We start from the raw sequence: 24,660 nt of genomic DNA on the forward strand, positions 1-24,660 counted from the left end.
TTAATTTTAAAAGTATTTTACAACTAATTTTGCTATTAAATAAACATAAACAATCATGAAAAAAACATTTTTAATTATAGGTCTTTTAGTAGCAGGAGCTTTTTCTGCAAATGCACAAAGTATTTCTAAAAACGCAATTGGTTTGCGTTTAGGTGATAATGATGGTTTTGGAGGAGAAATTTCTTACCAAAGAGCATTAAACAATAACAATAGATTAGAAATAGATTTAGGATTAAGAGATAATTCTAATTACGATGGTTTTAAAGCTACGGGTATTTATCAGTGGGTATGGAACATCGAAAACAATTTTAACTGGTACGCTGGTGTTGGTGGTGGATTAGCAAATTACAATGGTAACGGAAATGATAATTTTTCTGAAACTTTTATTTTTGCTGCTGGTGATATTGGTATTGAATACAACTTCGATTCTGCACCAATTTTACTTTCTTTAGATTTAAGACCAGAGTTTGGTTTTGGTGATAATTTTAATGATTACGATAATGACATCGCATTTAGTATTAGATATCAATTTTAGAAACTAGAAACACATAAAAAAATCCTCTAAATTAATTTTTAGAGGATTTTTTATTTTTTGACTTTGAAAACACGGTACTCGATTCATTAATTTTTTGGTGGATATTTTTGTAAAATTTTAGAAATAACCTCCTTTAAATGAGTCTCTCTTTGTTTTGGAGTTCTTTTTTTTGAAATCTTACTTTCTAAAGAACCTTCCCAAACTAAATCATTGGTATCTGCATCGATAAATTTTATAATTAATTTCTCATTTATTTTATGATTTCCAATTGGTATTCCTCCAGAAACACCCACATTTCTATTTCCTAATCCAATAGAAATCGAATTATTATTTCTTAAAGAAGTTGTTTGTGTATCAAAATAAATAAAAAAGTCTGGTAATTTATCTTGTTCTAAAAAATTGTCTTTTAATACTAACGTAATATAATTTGTAATTCTGGTTATGTCAAAATCATTTAAATTATCTCCGTTATCTTCATAAAAATTAAATGTTTTATATTTAGAGTACCTTGTATTCGAATCATAATCTGAAACTACTTTCGAACTAGAACAGCCAAAAATTAAGAACAATAAAATAAACTTAACAGCTTTCATTTTGCAATTTATTTAATAATTACTCTTGTTGGTGTATCTGTACCGTTTATAATACTTTCTGTACCTTTTGCAACTGCTTGAATTGTTTGTGTTATAACAGTCATGTTTAAAGTTTTAGCCTCATCAGTTAATTTATGATAATCTGGATCTACATCTATTGGTGTTGTAGAAAACGTATGCGATGGCACACCTAATCTTGCCAATGAAGCGTTGTCTGATCTAAAAAATAAATTAAATTTTTTATAAGGATCTGGAAATAACTGATAACCTGTACCTTCTAAATTCTTCTGAATAATCTTTCCAAAATCAGAACGATCAAAACCAGTTAACCAAGCTGTATTTGGGCCAAAACTTGGTGTTTTACCAATCATTTCTAAATTAATTCCTGCAACAAATTTATCTGCATCTATACCTTTACCAAAATGTGTAGAGCCAATTAAGCCCATTTCTTCTGCAGTAAATGAAGCAAAAACAATTGTTCTTTCATTCCCCATTTCTTTAAAATATTTTGCCAAAACTAATAATCCTGTAACACCAGAAGCATCATCATTTGCGCCATTGTAAATTAAGTCTCCTTCTCCACTCTCATTCATTCCTAAATGATCGTAATGCGCAGAAATAATTACATATTCGTCTTTTTTGCTTTTCCCTTCTAAAACACCAATAATATTGCTAGAAGTAATGTCTTCTTTCGTTCTTCTATTTTTAAAAGTAAACGTTTGTCTATAATCTTTTAAACCGTTAAACGTGGTAAGTCCTATTTTTTTGTATTCATTTTCTATATAAACCGCAGCTTTTTCGATACCTGGTGTTCCAGATTTTCTACCTTCCATATCATCTGCAGCTAAAGTGTATAAATGTTTTCTAACCAAATTAGAATCTATAAAAAAAGTTTTTTCTGGTTTTACAAGTTTTCCAGAAATACCATCGGCTCCTTTTTTTCCATTTAGACCTGGTTCTCCAGCTGTTCCTGCTTTTCCATCTTTTCCTTTTGTAACAATAGCACAACTAAGCATTAAGCTTATGGCTAAAAAAGCGCAAATAATTTTTTTCATATAATATCTATTTTAGAGGCTAAATATAACTATTTTAAATTGAAGGTTCTCTTATAAAATTCGATTATAACTCTATAAATAAGCGTTAAAATTTTATGTATTTTTGTTGAAAATTTTACAAATGATTTTATCTGAAATTCCGAATATAAAAAACACAGATGCAAATAACTTTTTCTTATTAGCAGGACCATGTGCTATAGAAAGTGAAGAAATGGCATTAAGAATTGCTGAAAAAGTAGTTACTATTACAGACAAATTAGAGATTCCCTACATATTTAAAGGAAGTTTTAAAAAAGCAAATAGAAGTAGAATTGATAGTTTTACAGGAATTGGAGATGAAAAAGCATTAAAAATTTTACGTAAAGTTTCAGAGACATTTAATGTACCAACAGTTACAGATATTCATGAAGTTTCTGATGCAGAAAAAGCAGCAGCATATGTAGACGTTTTACAAATTCCTGCTTTTTTAGTACGTCAAACAGATTTAGTAGTTGCAGCTGCAAAAACTGGTAAAGTTGTAAACTTAAAAAAAGGACAGTTTATGAGTCCTGGCGCCATGAAACATGCTGTTCAAAAAGTAAAAGATGCGGGTTCTAATAAAGCTTGGGTAACAGATAGAGGAACAATGTTTGGTTACCAAGACATGATTGTAGATTTTAGAGGAATTCCAGAAATGAGAGAATTTGCTCCAACAATTTTAGATGTTACACACTCTTTACAGCAACCCAATCAGACTGCTGGTGTTACAGGCGGAAGACCAGAAATGATTGAAACTATTGCTAGAGCAGGAATTGTAAATAACGTTGACGGTTTATTTATTGAAACTCATTTTGATCCTAAAAACGCAAAATCTGACGGTGCAAATATGCTACATTTAGATAATTTAGAAAGTTTATTAAGTAATTTAGTAGCCATCAGAAAAACAATAAATAACTTGTAAAATATAAGTTATTAATACTTATTTCAACCATTCAGATTTTAATTTGAATGGTTTTTTTATGAATAAAATATAAAGGCACAATAATTGTTTAGCTTAAGTGTTAACACCTATTATATGAAACAATTTATTTTTTTCTTTTTAATAATTTCTTACTCAACTTTTTCTCAGAGTTTTGATAGAGTTGATAGAATCGTTTTAGAATATCCTAAATTCTCTAAAATTGAAAATTTAGCTTCTAAAATAGATGCTGATTTCTCTACGGATGAGGAAAAGGTTAGAGCTGCATTTTTTTGGTTAGCAAAAAACATAAGATACGATTTAAAGCAGTATTACAATCCTACGGGAAGAAGTTTTAAATTTAGTTATAGAAATGAACTTGAAAAAGAACAAAAAATAGAAGCTGCTAAAAATAAAATTATTAGTAATACTTTTAAAACTAAAAAAGGTTTGTGTGAAGAATATGCACAATCTTTTAAGAAAATATGTACTTTATTAAATATAGAAGCTGTGGTAATAAAAGGATATACAAGAAATTCTGCAGATGATATTGGTAAAGTAGTTTCTGAAACAAACCATGCTTGGAACACAGTAAAACTTAATAATAAATGGATGATTTTAGACGCTACTTGGGCTGCAGGATATTTAATGAATGGAAAATGGACACGTAAGTTTAACTCTTATTTTTACGACATACCGAAAGACAAAATTTTTAAAACACATTTACCAGAAGATAGCATATGGATTTTAAGGTTTGGCAGAATTACAAAAAGTAAGTTTTATAATCAACCAATTTACGGTCAAGAATTTTTAGATTCTGCTATTGAGTTATTACCTCCAAAGAGCGGTTTTATCAATATAAAAAAAGGTAAAAATATTGTTTTAAAATTTAAGAATTTATCAGAAAAAGCTTCTTTGTTGTATCACTTTAAAAATTACAAATATGCAAAGAAACCAATTTTAAAATTAGAAAATAATATCACAACTTTAACAATTTTAAATCCGATAAAAAACTCTGAGTTATATTTATTTTTAAATAATAAAACTGCACTTCAATTTAAAGTTTTATAGTTCAGTTTCTCTTATAAAAACCTTTGTCTTTTAGTGAATGTGCTTCTTTTAAAACAGATAGCAGAATTTCTTCATTTATATCTTCAATTTTAAAATATCTAAGAGATTTAACCACTTTTCTATTTTCTGAAATTAAATATTCATTGTATTTTGTTAAATGTGCAGATACCCAAAAAACGACATCAACATATCCTTTCTTTTTAGATGTATTTAAATAATAAAAAGGAATTTTCCATTTAAATTGTAAATCAACTTCAGAAAAAGTAGCTTCTATTAATATTTGCAAATGCAGTAAAATAGTCTTAAAAGGTTCTGGTTGATTTAATATATATTCTTCTGCAGGTTTCATAAATAAAGATAAACAATACGCCTCTTTTTGTATCTTTACGAAAGTTATAAAATTTACAAGAAAAACCATGCAATTGCAAGATAATTTTAAAAACAACTTTTCATTAAAAGGATTCGCAAGTATATTAATAGGATTTTATTTTTTTTTACTAGCTTATGCTTACAAATATCTGTTAGATGGTTTTTTAATTGATAATCATCCTTTAGGTGTTATAAGTCCTCAAATACTAGAAATTCTTTGTATTGTTTTGGCTGTTATATTTATAGTATTTTCTTCTTTAGCTATTTTTTTTAGAGCAAAAAGAAAGGCTAAAAAAGAAGATTATTTATTATGGAATAAGCAAAGTAAAAGTGCTCTTAAAAAATATTTTTTAACAATAATTATAGGGTTTGGTATTTTATTGATTCTAAAAAACTACGGATATATTAATCTTTTAACTCCAATATTTCTATGTTGTTATGCTACTTTATTATTTCTATTAAAGAATAAGGATAACAATAAATTGTATGTTTTAATTGGTTTGGCTATTCTATTAGCTTTGTATTGCTTTATGATACCAAGTTATTGGTATTCATCATTTACAATTATGGCTATTGCGCATGTAGCTTTTGGATTGGTAGAAAAAAATTAATTTTCTACTTTAAAACCAGGTTTTACATATCCTTTAGGTACATTTTCTGGCGGAACGGTTAAAACACTTCCATCTCTAACAGCATTGTAATGAGGTGATAAAATTTCTATGCCCGCATTATGCAATTCATTTTTAATACTTTCGTGCAATAAAGAATAAATTAAAGCTCCTTTTTCTGGATTTTTTGTGTGGCAGTTGATTTCGTAATTTATATAAAAATCATCTAAACTTTTTACCAAAACAAAAGGTTCTGGAGACTCTAAAATCATTTTGGTATTTTTTGCTCCTTTTACCAAAGCTTTAATAACTTCGCCACTCGGCACATCATAACCAATAGTTACAGAAGTATGTAAAATAACACCAACTTCTTCTGCTGCATTTTTACTAAAATTGATTATATGATTTCCTAAAATAGTAGAATTTGGAACTGTAACATCTAAGTTTTTAATAGTTCTAACTCGAGTTACTAATAAACTTCTTTCGGTAACATCACCAACAGTATTACCTATTTCTACGCGATCACCAACTTTAAAAGGTCTCATGTAAGTAATTACAACACCCGCAACAATATTAGATATTGCTGCTGTAGAACCTAAAGAAAATAATACACCAAAAAATATTGAAACTCCTTTAAAAGCATCTGATTGTGATCCTGGTATGTACGGAAAACAAATAACTGCTGCAAAAGCTATAATTACAACTCTAATTAAATTAAATGTTGGTTTTGCCCAATCTGCATGAAACCCATCTAACCTTACCGCTTCTCTTTCTAATTCGCCAGTTACATACTTTAAAAATTTAAGTAGATATTTAGTGATAAAAACAATTACTAAAATAAAAAATAAGCCTGGTATAAATTGTAAAAAACCACTTATTACAAACTGTACTGGTTTCATTACATAATCGAAAACTTTAGATGCCACCTCTTTTGTTTCTGGTATAAAACTAAAAACAAAAGGCAAATAAACCACTAAGAAAAAAATACTAATAGCTATTCTTAATGCTCTAACCGAAAACTTTAAAATATGTTTTTCTCTTCTTGGTGTTATAAATTTAAAGATGTTTAAAAGCTCTTTTTTCTTAAATAACACATTTCTGTCTAAAGAATCTAATTTGGTTTGTAACCATCTAAAAAACTTCTTTAAAAGAAAGAAGAAAAGGAAAATTCCTAGAATTGCAAATCCAAAATAAATATACTTTAAAGTCATAATAAACAATTAAGTTAATAATATTAATTTATTACTAAGAATATTCTTTCTGAATTTTCCTAATAATATCTTCTAAACCATTTAATTGAAGTTCATATACCAGTGCCATTTGTTTACCCAATTTACCTTGCGGAAACCCTTTGGTTTTATACCAAACTATATAATGTTCTGGTAAATCTATTAAAAATCTACCTTTAAATTTTCCAAATGGCATTCGCATTTTAGCTAAATCAATTAGAAATTGTCTATCGTTTATCATTCTTTACCGTCTATGTAATCTTGTAAATATGAAAATCTATCAGTCAGTTTTCCGTTTTCTGTCATTTTAGCACGTGCTAACACTCCATTTTCATCATTATTAAAAAATGCAGGAATTACGTTTTCTAAAAACATTTCTCCAAATCCTTCACTTGCATCTTTTGGTAATTCGCACGGTAAATTATCTACAGCCATCACAACAATAGCATTTTCGTCTTGATAATCTACTTCTTTTTCTGTTGTTGGATCGTATCCGTAAATAGGATCTGCAATAGTAGATGCTTTTATTGTAGAAGCCACCGGACCATCAACATCACAAGAAATATCTGCAACAAACTTTATATTAAAATCTTTAGATTTTGCATCTTCTCTTGTAAACAAATATGGCGCATCGTTTCCGTAAAAGTGACCCGCAATAAAAAAATCTGAAACTTTTGCAAAACGCATAAAATTAGATTCATAATTTTTTGGATGATTGTAAAAATCAAAATTATCTAAAACTTTACCATCTTTTCTCTTATTATAATCTAAAACATCTGCTAAACAATAAACAGTTTCATCAAAAGTTTCATTTAAATATTGGTTTACAGAAACTTCTCTAATTTGCATTGCATCTAGCATTTCTTTTGCACCATAAGCAACTTTACCATTACCAGTTAATAAAATTTTTATTTTTGGTAATGCTATTATTTTTAATTCTGATATTAATTCTTGTTGGCTATCTAAAGTTTCTGCTTTAGGCAAATTAAATGTTTTGTTTTTTAAACCAATTGCTCTAAAACCATTATATGCGCCTACAATACCGGCATATCTACCAAAACCAATTAAACGAGCACCATTTTCTTTAATAATTGTTTCGTGGTCGTATAACTCTATATTTTTATCTAAAATAGCTAATAATAAGTCTCTATTATAAGGTTGTTTCTTAATTGTATGACTAAAAAAGAAATACTTTTTATTAGGAATTAAAGCATTAATTGGCACTTCTTTTACACCCAATAATACATCGCAAGTAGACATATCTTCTAGTACATCAAAACCAGAATCTTTATAATTCTGATTGCTAAAAACACGAATATCAGAACTTTCTACTACAATTTCAGCATCGGGATATTTATTTTTAAACTGCTTTAATTTAGAAGGTGAAAAAACAACTCTTCTATCTGGTGGATTTTTTCGTTCTTTTATGATACCGAATTTCATATGTTTTAGTTTTGTTCGAAGATATTTTATTTAAATGAACCTACAAAAAGTTAGTTTACTCTTTCGACTTCACTCTCTAACTTTAAGACAGCACTACCGTCTTTTTGCTTAATATACAATGCTTTATTGCCAGCTTCTCCTTTTCTAACAATTTCTGTGTTATCTATTGTTTTTGATACTTTTTTAGAATACGTTTCTACAACTTTACCTTCTGCTGTTCCTTTTCCCCATTTCCAAGTAACGTTTGTTCCTTTTCTTATCATTAGATTTATTAATTTATTTACTATTAAGTAGAACTAATTTGTGCTACAATTATAAGTTTTTGTATTTTTGCAAACTTGTAATATTAATTACTAAGACAAGTTACAAAGTTTCATCAGTATTAAAAAATGAAATTTTAAAATTAAATTGGCTTAATATTTGTAATCTTATTACAGTTCTTTGAAATTTTGGGGACGACTGGTTTTGACAGCAAGGTCAGTGAATTTGTAAGCATATCGAGTTATGAAATAACACTCGTAAAACCTAATTTCAACTTTTTAAACGGCGAAGATAACTACGCTTTAGCTGCATAATTCGAATCATAGTAGAATTAGCCTCGGCACACAAGGTGTGCAAGCTTTATGTCCACGAAAAGCCTTGGTTTATGGCGTTTCACTTTTGGGCATCGTAAAAATAAACATAGAAAACCTGTAACTTTGCCAGGTTTTTGAAACTAAAAAAGTTAAGTTTAAAGTGGATTGTTCTTAATCAGCTTTAAATCGAAAATTAAGAAAGAACTAAATATGTAGAAAGCTTTTTGGCTGCTTGTTTGGACCCGAGTTCGATTCTCGGCGTCTCCACAAAATTAAAAAAACCTCTAATTAATTTAAATTAGAGGTTTTTTATTTTAACGTGTTTGGTAAATAATTATTTGTTCTTATTTCCTTTTTTAATAATTATCGATGTTGTAATAAACGGAATTCTTATATATTTAACTTTACATTCATGACACTTATAAATTTTTGCTTTAAAAAATAAACGCAAATAAGAATTTCTTGTTATTCTTTTTCTAAAACCAGAATTGCATGAAGGACATTTACTCATAATTGTCTTTTAAAAATTAACTATAAAAAACATGCTTATTTAATTAGTAACTTGAAAACCTCTTTCTAATTGCTTTCCTTTTTTAATAATAAATTCAGAAAACAAATAAGGTATTCTTAGAACTTTTGTTTTGCAATGAAAACATTTAAAAACTTTTGACTTTGGTATAATCCTTTGAAAAAAATTTCTAGAAGATCTTTTACTGTAATTAGAATTACATGAGGGACATTTTGACATTAAATTGGGTGTTTTAGGGGTTAAATTTTATTTTACTAAAAACACTTTTTCTTATAATATCATGAGCAATTATCTCAAATATAATTATTATTTTAACAATTCAAACATATTTATCTTAAAAATTTACGAATTTTTAGATGTAAACTTTATTCTTTTCACAACAAATCACAGTTAATCAATATTATAATTAAAAATGTAAATTGATTATTTAAATTGATTTGTTTTTAATTTATCTTGCAAGAAATTCTAATAATTTTGAAAAGAGTATTAATCTCTGTTACTAATGATTTATCTACAGACCAAAGAGTTGCTAAGGTTTGTAAAACGTTAACGAACAATAATTACGAAGTAATATTAATTGGTCGAAAACTAAAAAACAGTAAAAATATTTCTAGAAATTATTCAACCAAAAGATTTAAACTGTTTTTTAATAATGGTTTCCTTTTTTTTGCAGAATTTAATCTTCGATTATTTATTTGCTTATTATTTCATAAAAAAGATATTTTACTAGCAAATGATTTAGATACCTTATTACCAAACTTTCTTGTAAGTAAACTTCAGAAGAAAAAATTGGTTTTTGATAGTCACGAACTTTTTTCTGAAATACCAGAATTAGTTAACAGACCAAAAGTTAAAAGTTTTTGGATGATTTTGGAAGATTTAATTATTCCGAAATTAAAAAATAATTATACCGTTTGTGATAGCATCGCTAAACATTATAAAAATAAATATCAAACTAATTTTAAAACCATCAAAAACTTACCTTTTCAAAAAGAATTAAAAAAAGGGAATTTAAATTTTGATACAAAAAATCAAAAAATCATCATATATCAAGGCGCAACAAACCTTGGTAGAGGATTAAATTTAATGATTGAGACAGTAAAACTTTTAGATAATTGTTGCTTTGTTATTATTGGCGACGGTGATGAATTTCTGAATTTAAAATTAAAAATAGCATCAGAAAAATTAGAAAATAAAGTATTTTTATTAGGTAGAAAAACTCCCGAAGAATTAGCTAAATTAACTCCGTTAGCAGATTTAGGTATTAGTATTGAAGAAGATTTAGGACTAAATTATAGATACGCATTACCTAATAAAATATTCGATTATATTCAAGCAAACGTGCCTATTTTGACTGCCGATTTACCAGAAATGAAAGCTGTTATTGCGAAGTATAATGTTGGTGAAGTTCTAAAAAGTAGAAAGCCAGCAATTATTGCAGCACAAATTAATCAAATGTTAGCAAAAAGTTATTCTGAATCTTTAAAAGTTGCAAAAAGAAAATTAATTTGGGAAAAACAAGAAACTGATTTATTAAAAATCTTTGAAAACTTACAATAACTACTTCTTTTATTGATGTGGATTCTCTCGAACTCCTTTCTTAAAAATTTTTCTTAATCTTCCACAAAAATCATTATATAATCGCAATAATTTATCGAGATAAAAATTACTTTTTAAACACCTATATTTTTACCTAAGTTTCTTAAAATTCAATTTCAATTCTATTCATATTTTAATTTAAGCTGACACAAATAACTTACTTTCATGCAATTTAAAAAAAATACTGATGATTTGTTCGTTGCCAAATTCTCGAAAACAGGTTGTAAAAAAGCAATTGGTCTTAATAACTTAAATCTAGAAATCTTATGAATTAATTTTAATAATTGCATACTATCAACATCTATCAAATTACTTCTTTCTAAGAAAATTAGATTTTTCATAGCCTTTTTTGTCTTCTGTATAAAAAGTGCATTGTCATCAATACCTAAATGATAAACCTCATTTTCAATTTGTTCTATTTTGTAACCTTGTGTTATTAAATCCATGGAAAAAAGTAAATCCTCTTTACCGTAATCAACCAATTTTTCTTCAAATTTAATTTTTAAAAAAACTGCTTTCTGAATTAAAAAATTAGAGGTAAAAAAATATTTTGAAGGGTTTTGTCTTCTTTTATTTAAAGAAATTTCTTCATTTTTTTTTCCGTATTTGTATCTTAAATACTTTTGATTTTCGGTTGAATCTTGATATTTAATTCCGCCGCAAAAAACAATTTTATCAGAATTAAAATACTTACTATAATTTTTAATAAAGTTATCGCTTATCGGTAAAACATCTGCATCTAAAAAAAGTAACCAATTAAATGTGGCTTTTTCTGCCAACAGATTACGTATTGCACTTCTACCAACATTCTTGTTAAAAGCGATAAAAGTTGCGTTAGAAAGTGTGTTTATTTCTTCATTATTTATATTAATAGAAGAGTTAGATCCATCATCAAAACAAATAATTTCGAAAACTATGTTTTCTAAAACTAATTGTTCATGTATTTTTTTAACTAATAAAAATGCATTGTAATTATATGTTGGTATTAATACAGAAAGCATTAAGCACTTGCTTGTTGGGCAACTTCAAACAACTCGCCACCTTCACATTTTAAAGTTTTTTGTTTAAACTTTACAATTAATTGGTAATCGTGTGTAGCCATTAAAATTGTTTTACCACTTTTATGTATTTCGTTTAAAAGCTCCATCACTTCCATAGAGGTTTTAGGATCTAAATTTCCTGTTGGCTCGTCTGCTAAAATTAATTCAGGATCATTTAAAAGAGCTCTTGCAATAGCAACTCTTTGTTGTTCACCGCCAGAAAGTTCGTAAGGTTTTTTAAAATATTTAGATTTTAAACCAACTTTATCTAAAACTTCATGAATCTTTTCTTTCATCTGTTCTTTATCTTTCCAACCTGTTGCCTTTAGCACAAACTGCAAGTTGTCAAAAACATTTCTATCATTTAAAAGTTTAAAATCCTGAAAAACAATTCCTATTTTTCTTCTTAAAAACGGAATTTGTTTCTCTTTTAATGTTTTTAAATCAAAATCTACAATGTTTCCTGTACCCTTTTGCAATTGCAAATCGCCGTACAAAGTTTTCATTAAGCTACTTTTACCACTACCGGTTTTTCCTATTAAATAATAGAAATCGCCTTTATTAATGGTTAAATTAACTTTAGAAAGCACTAAATTATCTCTTTGGTAAATTTCTGCATTTTCTAATTGTAAAACATGATTTTTCATAGGAATAAGTAGTTTCTACAAACTTAAAAGTTTCTATTGATTTTTTAACTATGAATTGACAACAATTCTTATTTTTGATTTTGAATAAAATAATATTTCTTCCCCCATCCAACAAAGTAAAAAATTATTCGTTATACATTTTGAGAATAAATATAACTCTATGAAATATCGTTTTTTAACAAAACTGATTCTTTCTTTTTGCTTCTTTTTATGCAGTATTCTTTGTTTTTCGCAACAAACAATTGCAGATGCAACAAATTTAACAACGTATAATAATGCATTAAAATTATACAATTCTAAAGCTTACGCTGCTGCTTTTAAAACTTTTAGTAAAGTTGCAGAAGACGCAAGTGTTGGTTCTAACTTAAAATCTGATGCAAGTTACTACGAAGCAATGTCTGCAATAAAATTAAATAGAGCAGACGCAGATAAAAAAGTATTAACTTTTGTAGAAGAAAACCCAAACAGTAATAAAAAAAATATTGCTTTTTACAATGTAGCAAACTACTATTTTGCGAATAAAAAAGCAGCTTATGCTTTAAAATGGTTTCAGAAAGTAGACTTAGATAATCTTTCTAAAGAAAACAGAAAAGAACTTAATTTTAAAATGGGTTATTGTTTTTTAGCTACAAATAATTTACAATTAGCCAAAGCACGATTTTTACCTTTAATTAATGATGCAAAATATGGTAATGATTCGAGATATTACTTCGGATTTATTTCTTACAAATTAGAAGATTACGGTATTGCAGAATCCACCTTAAAAGAAATTGCAGACGACGAATCTTACAGAGCAGAAATTACTTATTATTTATTAGACATTAGTTTTAAAGCAGGTAAATTTAAACGATGTATTAAAGTTGGTTTAGAGTTATACCCAACAATAGAAAGAAAATTAAAATCTGATGTTGCTAAAATTATTGGAGAAAGTTATTTTAATTTAAATAAATATGCAGAATCTATTCCTTATTTAAAAGCCTACAAAGGCACAAAAGGAAAATGGAATAACACCGATTTTTACCAATTAGGATATGCGTATTACAAACAAAACGACTTTGAAAATGCTGTAAATAGCTTTAATAAAATTATCGATCAAAAAAATTCGGTTTCTCAAAATGCATATTATCATTTAGGTGAATGTTATATGAAATTAGAGAACAAAAGTGCTGCTTTAAACGCATTTAAATCGGCTTCTTTAATGAATTTTGACAAAAACATAAAACAAGATGCGGCATTAAATTATGCAAAACTTAGCTACGAAGAAGGAAACCCTTTTGAGCCCGTAGCAGAAGTTTTACAAAATTATTTAAAAGAATATCCGAAATCTAAAGCATATCAAGAAATTAACGAATTAGTAGTTTCTTCTTTCTTAAACCAACAAGATTACAAAGGTGCTTTGGCGTTTTTATCAGAAAAAAAATCCGAAGAAAATATTGCGCTAACATATGAGGTCTCTTTATATAGAGGAATTCAATTATTCAACGAAAATAAGTTATCCGAATCGGTTCCGTTTTTCATAGAAGCAAAGAAATCTAAAATCAACCAAATTAATCAGAGAGCTAAATATTGGGAAGCAGAAAGCTTGTATCTTTTAGGAAACTACAAAGATGCATTGTCTAAATTTATAGCTATTAATAACGCTTCAAAATCAGTAAACATCAATGAATTTTCTAGATTAAATTATAATATTGGTTATAGTTATTTTAAACTAAAACAATATGAAAATGCTGGTAATTATTTTAAAAATTTCCTTAAAAAGGATAGCATTTCAGACAATTTAAAATACGATGCTTTAATTAGGTTAGCAGACAGTTACTTTGCCACTACAAATTACACAAAAGCAATTTCTACATATAAAAATGTTACTGATAATTTTGGTCTTGGTGCAGATTATGCGCAGTACCAAATAGGTATGAGTTATGGTTTTATAGATAAAAATGAAGAAAAAATTACAGCTTTAAAAAACGTAATAAATAACTATCAAATTTCTAATTTAAAGGACGATGCTTTATACCAATTAGGAAACACATACTCTAAAATAAAGGATCATAAAAATGCTCATATTGCGTATGAGCGTTTGATTGAAAAACACCCGAAAAGCACCTTTGTTTCTAGAGCTTTACTGCGACAAGGTTTATTGTATTTTAACGACAACTCTAACATGCAATCATTAATGAAATATAAAGATGTTGCTGCAAAATTTCCAAATTCACCAGATGCCTTAGAAGCCGTTGCAAATGCAAGAAATGTGTATATTGAAGAAGGAAATTTAGAAGATTATGTAAATTGGGTTGCTACATTAAAATTTATAAATATTACAAATTCAGAATTAGACAATACTACTTTTGCCGTTGCCGAAAAAAAATATTTAGAATCTAAAAAAGGAGAAGATATTATAAATAGTCTTCAGAATTACATTAGAAAATTTCCTAAAGGAGCTCATAAAATAAAAGCAAATTATTATTTAGCAGTTGTATTATTTCAAGTAAAAGAATACAAAAAATCGATTCCTTATTTCGAGTATGTTATTAACGAAGACACATCAGATTTTACAGAAGATTCACTAAATAAATTATCTCAAATTTATTTAAATCAAGATGACTTTAACACTGCATTACCACTTCTAGACCGACTAGAAGAAGAAGCTTATGTTACAGAAAACATTCTTTACGCACAGAGTAATTTAATGAAAGGATATTATGAAACAGAAGCCTATGATTTTGCAACAGAGTATGCTAAAAAAATCTTACAAAAAGATAAACTTGATGCAACTATTAGCAATGATGCAAAAAAAATAATTGCAAGATCTTCTTTTAAAAGTAACGATTTTATTACTGCAGAAAAATATTATAGAGAGATCGAAGCTACAGCTATTGGCGAAATAAAAGCAGAAGCTCTTTTTTACAATGCTTACTTTAAAAATCAGCAAAAACTATTTAAAGAATCTAATAAAGTAGTACAAAAGTTAATTGCCAAATATGCAAATTACAAATACTGGGCTGTAAAAAGTTATGTAATAATGGGTAAAAATTATTACGGATTAAATGATGTTTATCAAGCAACATTTGTTTTAGAAAATGTAATTAAAAACTTTAAACAGTTTGATGATATTGTTAAAGATGCAGAATTAGAATTAAATACAATACGAGAAAACGAAGCCAAAACAAATAATTCAGTAACACCAGAAAAGAAGAACTAATGAGAAAAGGCTTTTTATTAATTATAGTTATATTGGTTGTTTTCTCTGCTAATTCGCAAGAGAAAAAGAAAGATACTGTAGTAGAAACAGAAGTTGTAAATGTTGTTACAAAATACAACCCTAAAATTGCTGATGTAAAAAAAATTAAAAACAACCCTACAATTCAATTACTTAAAAAAAGTGATAAGAAAAAATTGAAATATTCTATATTTTCTGCACCTGTTGCCTCTACTTTTATTCCTAAAACGGGTGTTGTAAAAGGTATTAATGTTGGTGTTAAAGAAAGAGTCTATAACAATTATTTTGCAGCCGGAATCGGGAATTACATAAGTCCGTATGCAGAGTTATTTATTTATCACAACACAAGATTTAATGATGAATATGGTGTACATGCTACATTTAATTCATCAGAAGAAAACATTAAAGACACTAAATTAAATAGTACATTTTTAAATTTTAAATCTTCGACATATTTTAAAAAAGAAGAAAGGTATTTCGATTGGAAAGTTGGTTTAGACGTCGAAAGAAACCATTATAATTGGTATGGTTTACCTACAGATATTCTTTATAGTGAAGCAGTTATTAATGGTATAGAAGAAGATCAAAATTACACATACTTTAAAACTACTGGCCATTTTAAATTTCATGATTCTTACATCGATTATGGTAATATTACAGCTTCATATTTTACTGATAAATACAACAGCTCAGAAATTTATGCAAGTTTTAATACAAAATTAGATTTTCCTTTAGACTTTATAAATTACAATTTAAATACGATTTCTTTTGATGCGGGTGTAGAAGTTTTAAACGGTAATTTTACTGAAAACTATAACAATTCTGACGGAATAAATTACAATATAATTACGGCAAAATTAATTCCTGAGTATAAACATGAGTTTGGGAATTTACTTTTAAAAGCTAGTTTAAGAACATTTGTTTCTGTTGATACAGAAAATGATATTACAAACTTTTTTATGTTTCCAGATTTGTTTTTACAAACCCCAATATATAAACAATATGTAAATATTTATACAGGCTTAACAGGTAATTTAGAAACCAATACTTATAAAAAATTTACAGAAGTAAACCCTTATGTTTCTCCAAGTTTATTTATTACTCAAACAGCAGAATCTTCGAATATTTTTTTAGGTTTAAAAGGAAATTTAACTAAAAGTATTAGCTACAATATTAAAGCTAGTGTTGTTAAAGAAGAAGATAAACCTCTTTTTTTAAGAAATAATACAAAATCTAACGGAAATAGTACCTCGTTTAACGGCAAAGAATTGAAAGGTTATGAATACGGTAATTCTTTCACTATTTTTTATGATGATGTTAAATCGAATACTATTTTTGCCGAATTTGAATATCTTTTTAACAAAAACCTTACTTTCTCTACTCAAGTAGAAGCAAAAAACTACACAACATTAAATGCTTTAGAAAGTTGGAATTTACCAAGCTTACAAGGTGCTTTTTTAGCAAAATATAAAAAAACGAAATGGTATGCGACCGCAAATATATTTTATGTTGATGAAAGAATGGATGCTTTATACAACGCAGAATTTCCTTCTAGTCTAAGTGGTATTCAAACTTTAGACCCTTTTGTTGATGTAAATTTAGATGGTGGTTATCATTTTAACGATAAATTCTCTGCTTTTCTTAAATTAAATAATGTACTAAATACTAATTATCAAAGATTTGCAAATTTTAATACACAAGGGTTTCAAGCCTTAGCCGGTTTTACCTATAAGTTTGATTTTTAAAATATTACATTCAATAGTATAAATAAACAGCATCAAATTATAAAAAAATAATTTTGTCAATTCATTTTTGTAGCTTTAACAATTCTAAAATTATTCTACAAACATGAAAAAAACATTATTTCTACTTACATTATCTTTATTAATTATTTCTTGTAATAATAAGCAAGAAAAACAAATTAATAACGGACTCTCATCAGAAGAAAAAATAGATTCTACTAAAATAAAAACACTTTTTAATAGCGTATTAACCCAAGGTAAATCTTATGAATGGTTAAGAGATTTAACGCAAAATATTGGTGGTAGATTATCTGGTTCTAAAGAAGCTGCACAAGCAGTAATTTGGGGAGAAAAACTAATGAAAGAAGTAGGTTTAGATTCAGTTTGGTTGCAACCAGTAATGGTACCACATTGGGTTAGAGGAGAAAAAGAAATTGCCACTTATACAACTAACGGAGTTCAAAAAAATGTTGCTATTTGTGCATTAGGTTTTTCTGTTGCGACTCCTAAAACTGGCGTTTTAGCAGAAGTTTTAGAAGTAAAATCTTTAGAAGAAGCAGAAAAATTAGGAGATAAAATGAAAGGTAAAATTGTATTTTTTAATAGACCTTTTGATAATACTTTAATAAACACATTTGGTGCTTATGGCGGTTGCGTAGATCAAAGAGTGCAGGGTGCTGCAGTATGTGGTAAATTTGGTGCAAAAGGTGTTATTGTTCGTTCTATGACAAATTCTGTAGACGATTATCCGCATACAGGAACAATGACGTATAATGATTTACCAAAAGAAAAACATATTCCGGCTGCTGCAATTAGTAGCAAAGCTGCTAATATTCTAAGTAAAGATTTACAAACAAATCCAAATTTAAAATTCTACTTTAAGCAAAGTTGTAAAACCTTACCAGACGCTCCTTCTTTTAATGTAGTCGGAGAAATTAAAGGAACAGAAACACCAGAAAATATTTTTGTTGTTGGTGGTCATTTAGATTCTTGGGATTTAGGTGAAGGTGCTCATGATGATGGAACCGGAATTGTACAATCTCTAGAGGTTGCTTATTTATTTAAGAAAAACAATATCAAACCAAAAAATACAATACGAATTGTGTTTTATATGAATGAAGAAAACGGAACACGTGGTGCAAAAAAATATGCAGAACTAGCTAAATTGAACAAAGAAAAACATATTGGTGGTTTAGAGTCTGATGCGGGCGGTCATACACCTAGAGGTTTTTCTATTCAAGCTAACAACTCGAATACAGTATTGCTACAAAGTTGGAAAAAATTACTATCTCCTTACGGATTACATGATTTAGATAAAGGTGGTTCTGGTGCAGATATTGCACCGCTTCAAGCAGAAAACGTTACTTTAGTTGGCTACAGACCAGATAGCCAGCGTTACTTTGATTATCATCATACAAGTAGAGACACGTTTGATAAAGTAAATAAAAGAGAACTAGAATTAGGTAGCGCATCTATGGCTAGTATTGTTTACCTTATGGATAAGTACTTGTACAACAACCAAATTGTGAAACCATAATAATGGAAACGACTGTACTTATTTTAAGAATTTTCTTCGGAATTTTATTTTGCTTTGCAGGAATAATGCATATTATAAAACCCAAAATTTTCAAACATTTTATACCTGAATTTCTACCAAAATTATTAATAAATTATGTTTTTGGTGCCTTAGAGTTTTTTCTTGGTTTAGGTTTATTTATTACTACTAGTGTAAAAAATGCATCTGTAGGAATTTTTATACTATTGGTTCTCTTTTTACCAATTCATATTTGGGATGCTACCAAAATTAGACCTGCCATAGGATCAAAAAAAATTGCATATGTTAGAATTCCGCTACAATTTCTATTAATGTATTGCATATATTTAATCTATATAAATTATTAAAAAATGAATAAAAATTTAATCTTAATTTTAACCCTAATTTCAATTTTCTCTTGTAAAAAAGAGCAAGTAGATTTAATTGTTTTAAATTCTAACACTTATACTGTAAATAACGATTTTAATAAAGCAGAAGCGTTTGCTATTAAAGACGGTTTGTTTGTTGCCGTTGGTAATAACGAGGAAATTAAAGGTAAATACGAATCTAAAAGCATAGTTGATGCACAGAACAAAACAATTGTTCCTGGTTTAATTGATGCACATTGTCATTTTTTTAGAATGGGTTTACAACAACAAAAAGTTTCTTTAGAAGGCACAAAAAGTTATGACGAAGTTTTAGAGAAAATTGTTGCTTTTCAGAAAGAAAAAAACACAAGTTTTATTACTGGTCGTGGTTGGGATCAAAACGATTGGGATATAAAAGAGTTTCCTACAAAAGAAAAATTAGACGCTTTATTTCCAGAAACACCTGTTACAGTTGGTAGAGTTGATGGTCATGCATTGTTAGTAAACCAAGCAGCCATCGATTTAGCAGGTATTACAAAAGACACAAAAGTTTCTGGTGGAGAAATTATAATAAAAGATGGTAAAATGACAGGCGTTTTAATTGACGCAGCTATGGATTTTATTAAATTCCCATCAACATCATTAGAAGAAGCAACACAAGGTTTATTAGATGCTCAAAAAATATCTTTTTCATATGGTTTAACTACTGTTGACGATGCTGGTTTAGATAGAAGCACTATCGAGTTAATAGACAGCCTCCAAAAAGAAAATACGCTTAAAATGCGTGTTTATGCTATGGTATCTGGCGACAAGCAAGAGCAAATAGATTATTATATTAACAAAGGAATCATTAAAACAGAAAAATTAAACGTACGTTCGTTTAAAGTGTATGGTGACGGTGCTTTAGGGTCTAGAGGAGCCGCTATGAGAACACCTTATTCTGATAGAGAAAACCATTTTGGAGCTTTAATTTATTCACCTGAAAGATATCAAGAAATAGCAAAACAAATTGCTGCTTCAGATTATCAAATGAACACACATGCAATTGGTGATTCTGCCAATACTTGGATGCTTAAAACCTATAAAGAAGTATTAAAAGATGCAAAAAATAGACGTTGGAGAATTGAACATGCCCAAATAATTTCTGAAGATGATTTCTCTTATTTTGAAAATATAATTCCGTCTGTGCAACCAACACATGCAACTTCTGATATGTATTGGGCAGAAGACAGGATAGGAGAAAAAAGAATGAAAGGAGCTTACGCTTTTAAAGATCTACTAAATAAATACGGTAAAATTACTTTAGGTACAGATTTTCCGGTAGAACAAGTAAATCCGTTTTTAACTTTTTATGCTGCTACTATAAGAAAAGATTTAGAAAATTATCCTGAAGAAGGTTTTCAAATGGAAAATGCATTAACAAGAGAAGAAACTCTAAAAGGCATGACTATTTGGGCTGCATACTCTAATTTCGAAGAAGAAGAAAAAGGTTCTATTGAAGTAGGTAAATTTGCTGATTTTGTAATTTTAAATCAAGATATTATGCAAATTGAAGGAGAAAAAATTCCTAAAACAAAAGTTTTAGCAACCTATTTAAATGGAGAAAAAGTATATTCTGAATAAATAAAACTAGAGAAATAAAAAAAAGGGTTGATGAAATGTATAACTTCATCAACCCTTTTTTATATACTATTTAAGATCTTGTAATAAAACCTCTACAGCTTTTTTTAATTGATCATCTTCATTTCTTGCTTTCCAACCAGGTTTGTTTTCTACTAAAACATCTGGTACTGCAGGACCATGTTCCATATTTAAACCAGATTCTTTTACATACCAAGCTCTATACGGCATTCGTATAGCACCATCTTGCAAACGATGACTACCGGTAGATATTACAGCTCCAAAAGTTGGTTGCCCTACTAATTTACCTAATTTTAAACTCTTAAATGCGTGTGCAAAAATCTCTGCATTAGAATAGCTACTTTGATTAGACAAAGCAACTAAAGGTTTCGTATTTACAGATAAAACTGCTCTCTCATTAAAAGGATAATTTTCTTTGTATTTTAAATTGTTCTTCTGTAGATTATCTGTAGCATCTCGTGGCACTGTATATGCATGTTGCTGATACGTTAACACTGCTAACAAACGGTCTGTGGTCCAACCACCACCATTATTTCTCACATCAATAACAATCCCTTTTTTACCATAACCACTAGCTTTTAATTCTCGTTCAAAACGTTCAAAACTTGGTAAATTCATTCCTTGTATATGAATATATCCTAATTGTCCATTAGAATATTTTTCTACTAACTTTTTACGAGAATTTATCCATTCTTCATAACGCAAACCACTTATAGTTCTTGTAGATTCTGTTCTTACAACAACTTCTTTTTTATCAGCTAAAGTTAAAAGAATTTCATTACCAGAAGTATTTCTTAAAACACTATAAAAGTTAGTGTTTTTATTAATTTCCTTTCCATTTATAGCAGTAATTACATCGCCTATATTCAAAGAAACATTCGTTTTTGTAGCGGCTGAATTTGGTAAAATATAATCGATTTTAACACCATTATTAACATTAGAAACTGCCAAACCTAAAAGGCCAACCCTATCGCTAGAAACTTCTTCTGGCGAACTACCTCTGTAACCCATATGGCTTGCATTTAACTGCCCTAACATATTATTATACATAAAAGTATAATCTTGTTTTGTTGTTGCAGATAAAACCCAAGGTGTGTATCTTTTAACTATTTTATCCCAATTATAACCATGATATTGAGGATCATAAAATCCAGCGGTTATTGCTCTTACACCTTCATAAAAAACTTGTTCATTTAATTTATAATTATCAACAGTATAAGTTGCAACATGTGAAAAAGAAGAAACTTTATCTGTCTTTAAGTTTAAAGATTTTAATTTTCCTCTAGATAAATAGTATAATGTTTCTTTGTTTAAGCTATTACCGCCAACATAAGTAACTCCTTTAATTTCTTTAGGTGTTCCTCCTAATAAATCAACCTTATAATAACCATTTTTTCTAGTTGCTGGGTTTGTAGCAGAAATATAAATACTTTTACTGTCTGCACTAAACAGTGCTCCGTATTCATTACCTGCCCAACTAGTTAACTGAACCAATCTGTCGTAAATTTTATCTTCGTCTATTTTTACAACAACTTCTTTTTTGTCTTTCTTTTTTTCTGATTTTGGTTGATAATAGTCTCCTTCTTTATAATCAGATTTTGTTTTTTCCCAATCTGATTTTTGCAACCAAACCATCCAAGTATCATAATTGATACCGCCTTTATCTCCTGCTCTATTAGAAACAAATGAAAGTTTTTTACCGTCAGGACTCCAAACAGGATTAGAATCTGACCTTGGATGCATAGAAACATTCATTTTTTTCGAAGGATTTTCGACAGATTGAATATAAATTTCGCTATCAAAATTTAAATCTGATTGAGAATAAGCGATGTATTTACTATCCGGACTCCACGCAACACTATTTGCTGCTGCCCAAGTATCAGAATAACTTTTTGGCTTACTTAATTTGCCGTTATTTACATCTGCAATAACCAATTGACCTCTACCAATTCTATATGCCAATTTCTTTCTATTAGGAGATAAAATTGGTTCAAAAACATCTATTTTACTATTTGTAAGTTGTGTTACTTTGGTTTTTAAACTTCTGTGTAAATTCACATTTTCATCCGTAGAAACAACTTTATATAATTCATTTTGACCACTTCTATCAGATAAAAAACCTAAAGTATTATTATCTATCCAAAAAGGATTGTCATCTTTATAAGGATGATTGCTTACATTATTAGTCTTTGTTTTTTCTTTATTATTTTCTTTCACAAAGATTTCTCCGTTAATACTCAAAGCGATTAACTTTCCGTTTGGAGAAACACTTAAATCTCTAATTCCGTCTGTAACTGTTTTAGTTTCTTCTAAATTAAATCGATTATCTGTAACTAAATTTAAATTGATTTTTGTTGTTTTTCCATTCAACATTTTAAAAACTTCAATTCCGCTATTGTAAATAATTGTACCATTGTTGCTAACAGAAAAAGATAAAACTCCATCAACTTTTAAATTTGTTAGTTGATTTTCAACCCCTAATTTACTTCCATTTTCATTTAAAGTAGTTTTGTAAATATTATATCTACCACTTTGCGCACTTATGTAATATAAGTTGTTATTTGCGTCCCAAAGTGGTGTATGATCGTTCTTTTTACTAGTTGTTATTTGATGATATTCTTTCGTTTTAATATTATAAATCCAAACATCTCTTTGTGCAGGGCCATTATAATCTTCTCTAGAAATCCTACATGTTCCTTTTACAAAAGCTACCAATTTTCCGTTTGGTGAAACAGAAGCCTGACTTCCTAAAGCAGTCATAAAACGAGTTGGTGTTTCTCCTTTTTCGTTAATTTTATAGATAGATGATTCTCTTTCTGTGCCTTTAAAAATCCTATTACTAGAAAAAATAATCTCACCATTTTCTTGCCATTGACTTGGTGTGTCTGTAGTTGGATAAAAAGTTAATTGATTTGGTACACCTCCATTTAAATCCGTTTTAAAAATATTTCGACTTCCTTTTCTATTCGACATAAAAACAATTTCATTGCTTTTAGAATTCCAAATAGGGTTACTTTCGTAAGCCTGATTTATGGTTAATCTGTTTTTTTGATTTGTATTTAAGTCTAACACCCAAATATCACCATGATAACCAAATGCCATTTTAGATGCATCAGGACTAATTGTTGGGGTTCTTATTAACGTGTTTTGTGCGCTTAAAAGAGTTAAATTACATAGAAATGCAATAATTAGAATCGTTTTTTTAGTCATATTATTTGAATTTAAAACACCTAAGTTAGCCTTTATTAGTAACGATTCTGATAATTTGAAAATTGTTTAAGACTTTTTTAAGTTTTATTTAACGAATAACACACAATTTAAAATATTAATACAGAAACATATACACTTTTGTAAGTTCTAAATGATATGATAAGTAGTACCGAATTATACTTGCTTTAGATTTTAAAGTATCTAAATAATTCAACTTATATTTGTTTAAAATTATATCCTAAAATGAAAAAATACTTAGTTCTTTTTGTAACAATATGTTCACTTTTTTCTTGTGTAAGTAACGAAGTTAATTTTAAACCGCAAACAGAAGAAGACATTATTAGATATATTGAAGCTAATGATTTAAATGCAAATAGAAGCAATACTGGTTTGTATTACGTTATATCTAAAGAAGGCTCTGGTGCTAGACCAACTAATAGTTCTAATGTTACCGTGGCTTACAAAGGATATTTTTTAGATGGTGAAACTTTTGATGAAAGTAGTTCTGAAGGTATCTCTTTTGGTTTGAATCAAGTAATTCTAGGATGGACAGAAGGAATTACGTATTTTAAAGAAGGTGGAGAAGGAAAATTACTTGTACCCTATAATTTAGGTTACGGTTTAAATGGTAGACCAGGAATACCTGGTGGTGTTGTTTTAGTTTTTGATATTAAATTGATAAGTGTAAATTAAAAAAAAAGCGAAACTTTTAAGTTTC

General features: G+C 28.1%; 21 protein-coding genes and 1 other RNA gene. 12 read left to right on the forward strand and 10 right to left on the reverse strand.

The features are described 5' to 3' along the window. Positions 1-55 precede the first annotated feature (55 nt). Positions 56-535 (forward strand): hypothetical protein, encoded by a 480-nt coding sequence (locus tag BXQ17_RS06645; RefSeq protein ID WP_077809861.1) that lies wholly within the window; start codon positions 56-58, stop codon positions 533-535. 86 nt (positions 536-621) lie between these two features. Here BXQ17_RS06645 and BXQ17_RS06650 read toward each other — a convergent pair whose 3' ends face one another. Both BXQ17_RS06650 and BXQ17_RS06655 read right to left on the reverse strand, forming a co-directional pair. Continuing rightward, positions 622-1,128 (reverse strand): DUF4136 domain-containing protein, encoded by a 507-nt coding sequence (locus BXQ17_RS06650; protein WP_077809862.1) that lies wholly within the window; start codon positions 1,126-1,128, stop codon positions 622-624. Between the two features lie 8 nt (positions 1,129-1,136). Next, the gene (locus tag BXQ17_RS06655) at positions 1,137-2,183 is read right to left on the reverse strand and encodes a M28 family peptidase (RefSeq protein WP_077809863.1); all 1,047 of its coding nucleotides are present in this window, start codon (positions 2,181-2,183) and stop codon (positions 1,137-1,139) included. Positions 2,184-2,304: 121 nt separating this feature from the next. On the opposite strand from BXQ17_RS06655, the gene kdsA reads away from it, so the two are divergent. Next, the gene (kdsA, locus tag BXQ17_RS06660; RefSeq protein ID WP_077809864.1) at positions 2,305-3,123 is read left to right on the forward strand and encodes a 3-deoxy-8-phosphooctulonate synthase; all 819 of its coding nucleotides are present in this window, start codon (positions 2,305-2,307) and stop codon (positions 3,121-3,123) included. 114 nt (positions 3,124-3,237) lie between these two features. After that, positions 3,238-4,191, forward strand: a complete 954-nt coding sequence (locus BXQ17_RS06665) for a transglutaminase domain-containing protein (RefSeq protein ID WP_077809865.1) — start codon at positions 3,238-3,240, stop codon at positions 4,189-4,191. A 1-nt stretch (position 4,192) separates the two neighbouring features. Here the strand turns inward: BXQ17_RS06665 and BXQ17_RS06670 are convergent, their stop codons facing one another. Beyond that, entirely contained in the window at positions 4,193-4,540 is a 348-nt protein-coding gene (locus tag BXQ17_RS06670; protein WP_077811372.1) for a DUF1801 domain-containing protein, read from the reverse strand. 67 nt (positions 4,541-4,607) lie between these two features. Between BXQ17_RS06670 and BXQ17_RS06675 the strand changes: the two genes are divergently transcribed. Beyond that, entirely contained in the window at positions 4,608-5,171 is a 564-nt protein-coding gene (locus BXQ17_RS06675; RefSeq protein WP_077809866.1) for a hypothetical protein, read from the forward strand. Here the strand turns inward: BXQ17_RS06675 and BXQ17_RS06680 are convergent. The 4 genes from BXQ17_RS06680 to BXQ17_RS06695 are packed head-to-tail and all read right to left on the reverse strand — an operon-like array spanning position 5,168 to position 8,103. Then, positions 5,168-6,379 carry a mechanosensitive ion channel family protein gene (locus tag BXQ17_RS06680; protein ID WP_077809867.1) on the reverse strand — a complete coding sequence of 404 codons (1,212 nt, stop codon included), beginning with the start codon at positions 6,377-6,379 and terminating at the stop codon, positions 5,168-5,170. The genes BXQ17_RS06675 and BXQ17_RS06680 overlap by 4 nt on opposite strands. A 34-nt stretch (positions 6,380-6,413) precedes the next feature. Next, entirely contained in the window at positions 6,414-6,638 is a 225-nt protein-coding gene (locus BXQ17_RS06685) for a DUF3820 family protein (RefSeq protein ID WP_077809868.1), read from the reverse strand. Beyond that, positions 6,635-7,840, reverse strand: coding sequence for an NAD(P)-dependent oxidoreductase (locus BXQ17_RS06690; RefSeq protein ID WP_077809869.1), 1,206 nt, complete (start codon positions 7,838-7,840; stop codon positions 6,635-6,637). The genes BXQ17_RS06685 and BXQ17_RS06690 overlap by 4 nt, the downstream gene beginning before the upstream one ends. A 50-nt stretch (positions 7,841-7,890) precedes the next feature. After that, positions 7,891-8,103, reverse strand: a complete 213-nt coding sequence (locus tag BXQ17_RS06695; protein WP_077809870.1) for a DUF2945 domain-containing protein — start codon at positions 8,101-8,103, stop codon at positions 7,891-7,893. A 188-nt stretch (positions 8,104-8,291) separates the two neighbouring features. Here BXQ17_RS06695 and ssrA point away from each other — a divergent pair. Continuing rightward, positions 8,292-8,685: a transfer-messenger RNA gene (gene ssrA, locus BXQ17_RS06700) on the forward strand. A gap of 733 nt (positions 8,686-9,418) precedes the next feature. Then, on the forward strand, positions 9,419-10,504 hold the full coding sequence (locus tag BXQ17_RS06705; protein WP_077809871.1) for a glycosyltransferase: 1,086 nt from the start codon (positions 9,419-9,421) through the stop codon (positions 10,502-10,504). A 161-nt stretch (positions 10,505-10,665) separates the two neighbouring features. On the opposite strand, the gene BXQ17_RS06710 is transcribed toward BXQ17_RS06705, so the two are convergent. Both BXQ17_RS06710 and BXQ17_RS06715 read right to left on the reverse strand, forming a co-directional pair. Next, positions 10,666-11,544 (reverse strand): glycosyltransferase, encoded by an 879-nt coding sequence (locus BXQ17_RS06710; RefSeq protein ID WP_077809872.1) that lies wholly within the window; start codon positions 11,542-11,544, stop codon positions 10,666-10,668. Further along, on the reverse strand, positions 11,544-12,230 hold the full coding sequence (locus BXQ17_RS06715; protein WP_077809873.1) for a cell division ATP-binding protein FtsE: 687 nt from the start codon (positions 12,228-12,230) through the stop codon (positions 11,544-11,546). The genes BXQ17_RS06710 and BXQ17_RS06715 overlap by 1 nt, the downstream gene beginning before the upstream one ends. A gap of 160 nt (positions 12,231-12,390) precedes the next feature. Here BXQ17_RS06715 and BXQ17_RS06720 point away from each other — a divergent pair, with 160 nt between their 5' ends. From BXQ17_RS06720 to BXQ17_RS06740, 5 genes are all read left to right on the forward strand, one after another. Continuing rightward, the gene (locus tag BXQ17_RS06720) at positions 12,391-15,429 is read left to right on the forward strand and encodes a tetratricopeptide repeat protein (RefSeq protein ID WP_077809874.1); all 3,039 of its coding nucleotides are present in this window, start codon (positions 12,391-12,393) and stop codon (positions 15,427-15,429) included. Beyond that, entirely contained in the window at positions 15,429-17,192 is a 1,764-nt protein-coding gene (locus BXQ17_RS06725; protein WP_254712417.1) for a TonB-dependent receptor, read from the forward strand. The genes BXQ17_RS06720 and BXQ17_RS06725 overlap by 1 nt, the downstream gene beginning before the upstream one ends. Positions 17,193-17,295: 103 nt before the next feature. Beyond that, the gene (locus BXQ17_RS06730; protein ID WP_077809875.1) at positions 17,296-18,726 is read left to right on the forward strand and encodes a M20/M25/M40 family metallo-hydrolase; all 1,431 of its coding nucleotides are present in this window, start codon (positions 17,296-17,298) and stop codon (positions 18,724-18,726) included. A gap of 2 nt (positions 18,727-18,728) precedes the next feature. Next, positions 18,729-19,091: a hypothetical protein gene (locus BXQ17_RS06735; protein ID WP_077809876.1), complete on the forward strand. Its 363-nt coding sequence runs from the start codon at positions 18,729-18,731 to the stop codon at positions 19,089-19,091. 3 nt (positions 19,092-19,094) lie between these two features. Further along, positions 19,095-20,714, forward strand: coding sequence for an amidohydrolase (locus tag BXQ17_RS06740; protein ID WP_077809877.1), 1,620 nt, complete (start codon positions 19,095-19,097; stop codon positions 20,712-20,714). Positions 20,715-20,780: 66 nt separating this feature from the next. On the opposite strand, the gene BXQ17_RS06745 is transcribed toward BXQ17_RS06740, so the two are convergent. Then, complete coding sequence (locus BXQ17_RS06745) at positions 20,781-23,942, reverse strand: S41 family peptidase (RefSeq protein ID WP_077809878.1); 3,162 nt, start codon at positions 23,940-23,942, stop codon at positions 20,781-20,783. Positions 23,943-24,185: 243 nt separating this feature from the next. On the opposite strand from BXQ17_RS06745, the gene BXQ17_RS06750 reads away from it, so the two are divergent. Next, the gene (locus BXQ17_RS06750) at positions 24,186-24,635 is read left to right on the forward strand and encodes an FKBP-type peptidyl-prolyl cis-trans isomerase (RefSeq protein WP_077809879.1); all 450 of its coding nucleotides are present in this window, start codon (positions 24,186-24,188) and stop codon (positions 24,633-24,635) included. The last annotated feature ends 25 nt before the right edge of the window (positions 24,636-24,660 follow it).

It is taken from the genome of Polaribacter sp. BM10 (assembly GCF_002005425.1).
GTDB lineage: Bacteria > Bacteroidota > Bacteroidia > Flavobacteriales > Flavobacteriaceae > Polaribacter > Polaribacter marinaquae.

Coding starts and splice junctions, on each gene's coding strand:
- BXQ17_RS06665 (WP_077809865.1), top strand. CDS start 3,238: ATGAAACAATTTATTTTTTTCTTTTTAATAATTTCTTACTCAACTTTT.
- kdsA (WP_077809864.1), top strand. CDS start 2,305: ATGATTTTATCTGAAATTCCGAATATAAAAAACACAGATGCAAATAAC.
- BXQ17_RS06710 (WP_077809872.1), bottom strand. CDS start 11,544: ATGCTTTCTGTATTAATACCAACATATAATTACAATGCATTTTTATTA.
- BXQ17_RS06645 (WP_077809861.1), top strand. CDS start 56: ATGAAAAAAACATTTTTAATTATAGGTCTTTTAGTAGCAGGAGCTTTT.
- BXQ17_RS06740 (WP_077809877.1), top strand. CDS start 19,095: ATGAATAAAAATTTAATCTTAATTTTAACCCTAATTTCAATTTTCTCT.
- BXQ17_RS06715 (WP_077809873.1), bottom strand. CDS start 12,230: ATGAAAAATCATGTTTTACAATTAGAAAATGCAGAAATTTACCAAAGA.
- BXQ17_RS06655 (WP_077809863.1), bottom strand. CDS start 2,183: ATGAAAAAAATTATTTGCGCTTTTTTAGCCATAAGCTTAATGCTTAGT.
- BXQ17_RS06735 (WP_077809876.1), top strand. CDS start 18,729: ATGGAAACGACTGTACTTATTTTAAGAATTTTCTTCGGAATTTTATTT.
- BXQ17_RS06650 (WP_077809862.1), bottom strand. CDS start 1,128: ATGAAAGCTGTTAAGTTTATTTTATTGTTCTTAATTTTTGGCTGTTCT.
- BXQ17_RS06745 (WP_077809878.1), bottom strand. CDS start 23,942: ATGACTAAAAAAACGATTCTAATTATTGCATTTCTATGTAATTTAACT.
- BXQ17_RS06675 (WP_077809866.1), top strand. CDS start 4,608: ATGCAATTGCAAGATAATTTTAAAAACAACTTTTCATTAAAAGGATTC.
- BXQ17_RS06670 (WP_077811372.1), bottom strand. CDS start 4,540: ATGAAACCTGCAGAAGAATATATATTAAATCAACCAGAACCTTTTAAG.
- BXQ17_RS06720 (WP_077809874.1), top strand. CDS start 12,391: ATGAAATATCGTTTTTTAACAAAACTGATTCTTTCTTTTTGCTTCTTT.
- BXQ17_RS06695 (WP_077809870.1), bottom strand. CDS start 8,103: ATGATAAGAAAAGGAACAAACGTTACTTGGAAATGGGGAAAAGGAACA.
- BXQ17_RS06680 (WP_077809867.1), bottom strand. CDS start 6,379: ATGACTTTAAAGTATATTTATTTTGGATTTGCAATTCTAGGAATTTTC.
- BXQ17_RS06690 (WP_077809869.1), bottom strand. CDS start 7,840: ATGAAATTCGGTATCATAAAAGAACGAAAAAATCCACCAGATAGAAGA.
- BXQ17_RS06750 (WP_077809879.1), top strand. CDS start 24,186: ATGAAAAAATACTTAGTTCTTTTTGTAACAATATGTTCACTTTTTTCT.
- BXQ17_RS06685 (WP_077809868.1), bottom strand. CDS start 6,638: ATGATAAACGATAGACAATTTCTAATTGATTTAGCTAAAATGCGAATG.
- BXQ17_RS06725 (WP_254712417.1), top strand. CDS start 15,429: ATGAGAAAAGGCTTTTTATTAATTATAGTTATATTGGTTGTTTTCTCT.
- BXQ17_RS06730 (WP_077809875.1), top strand. CDS start 17,296: ATGAAAAAAACATTATTTCTACTTACATTATCTTTATTAATTATTTCT.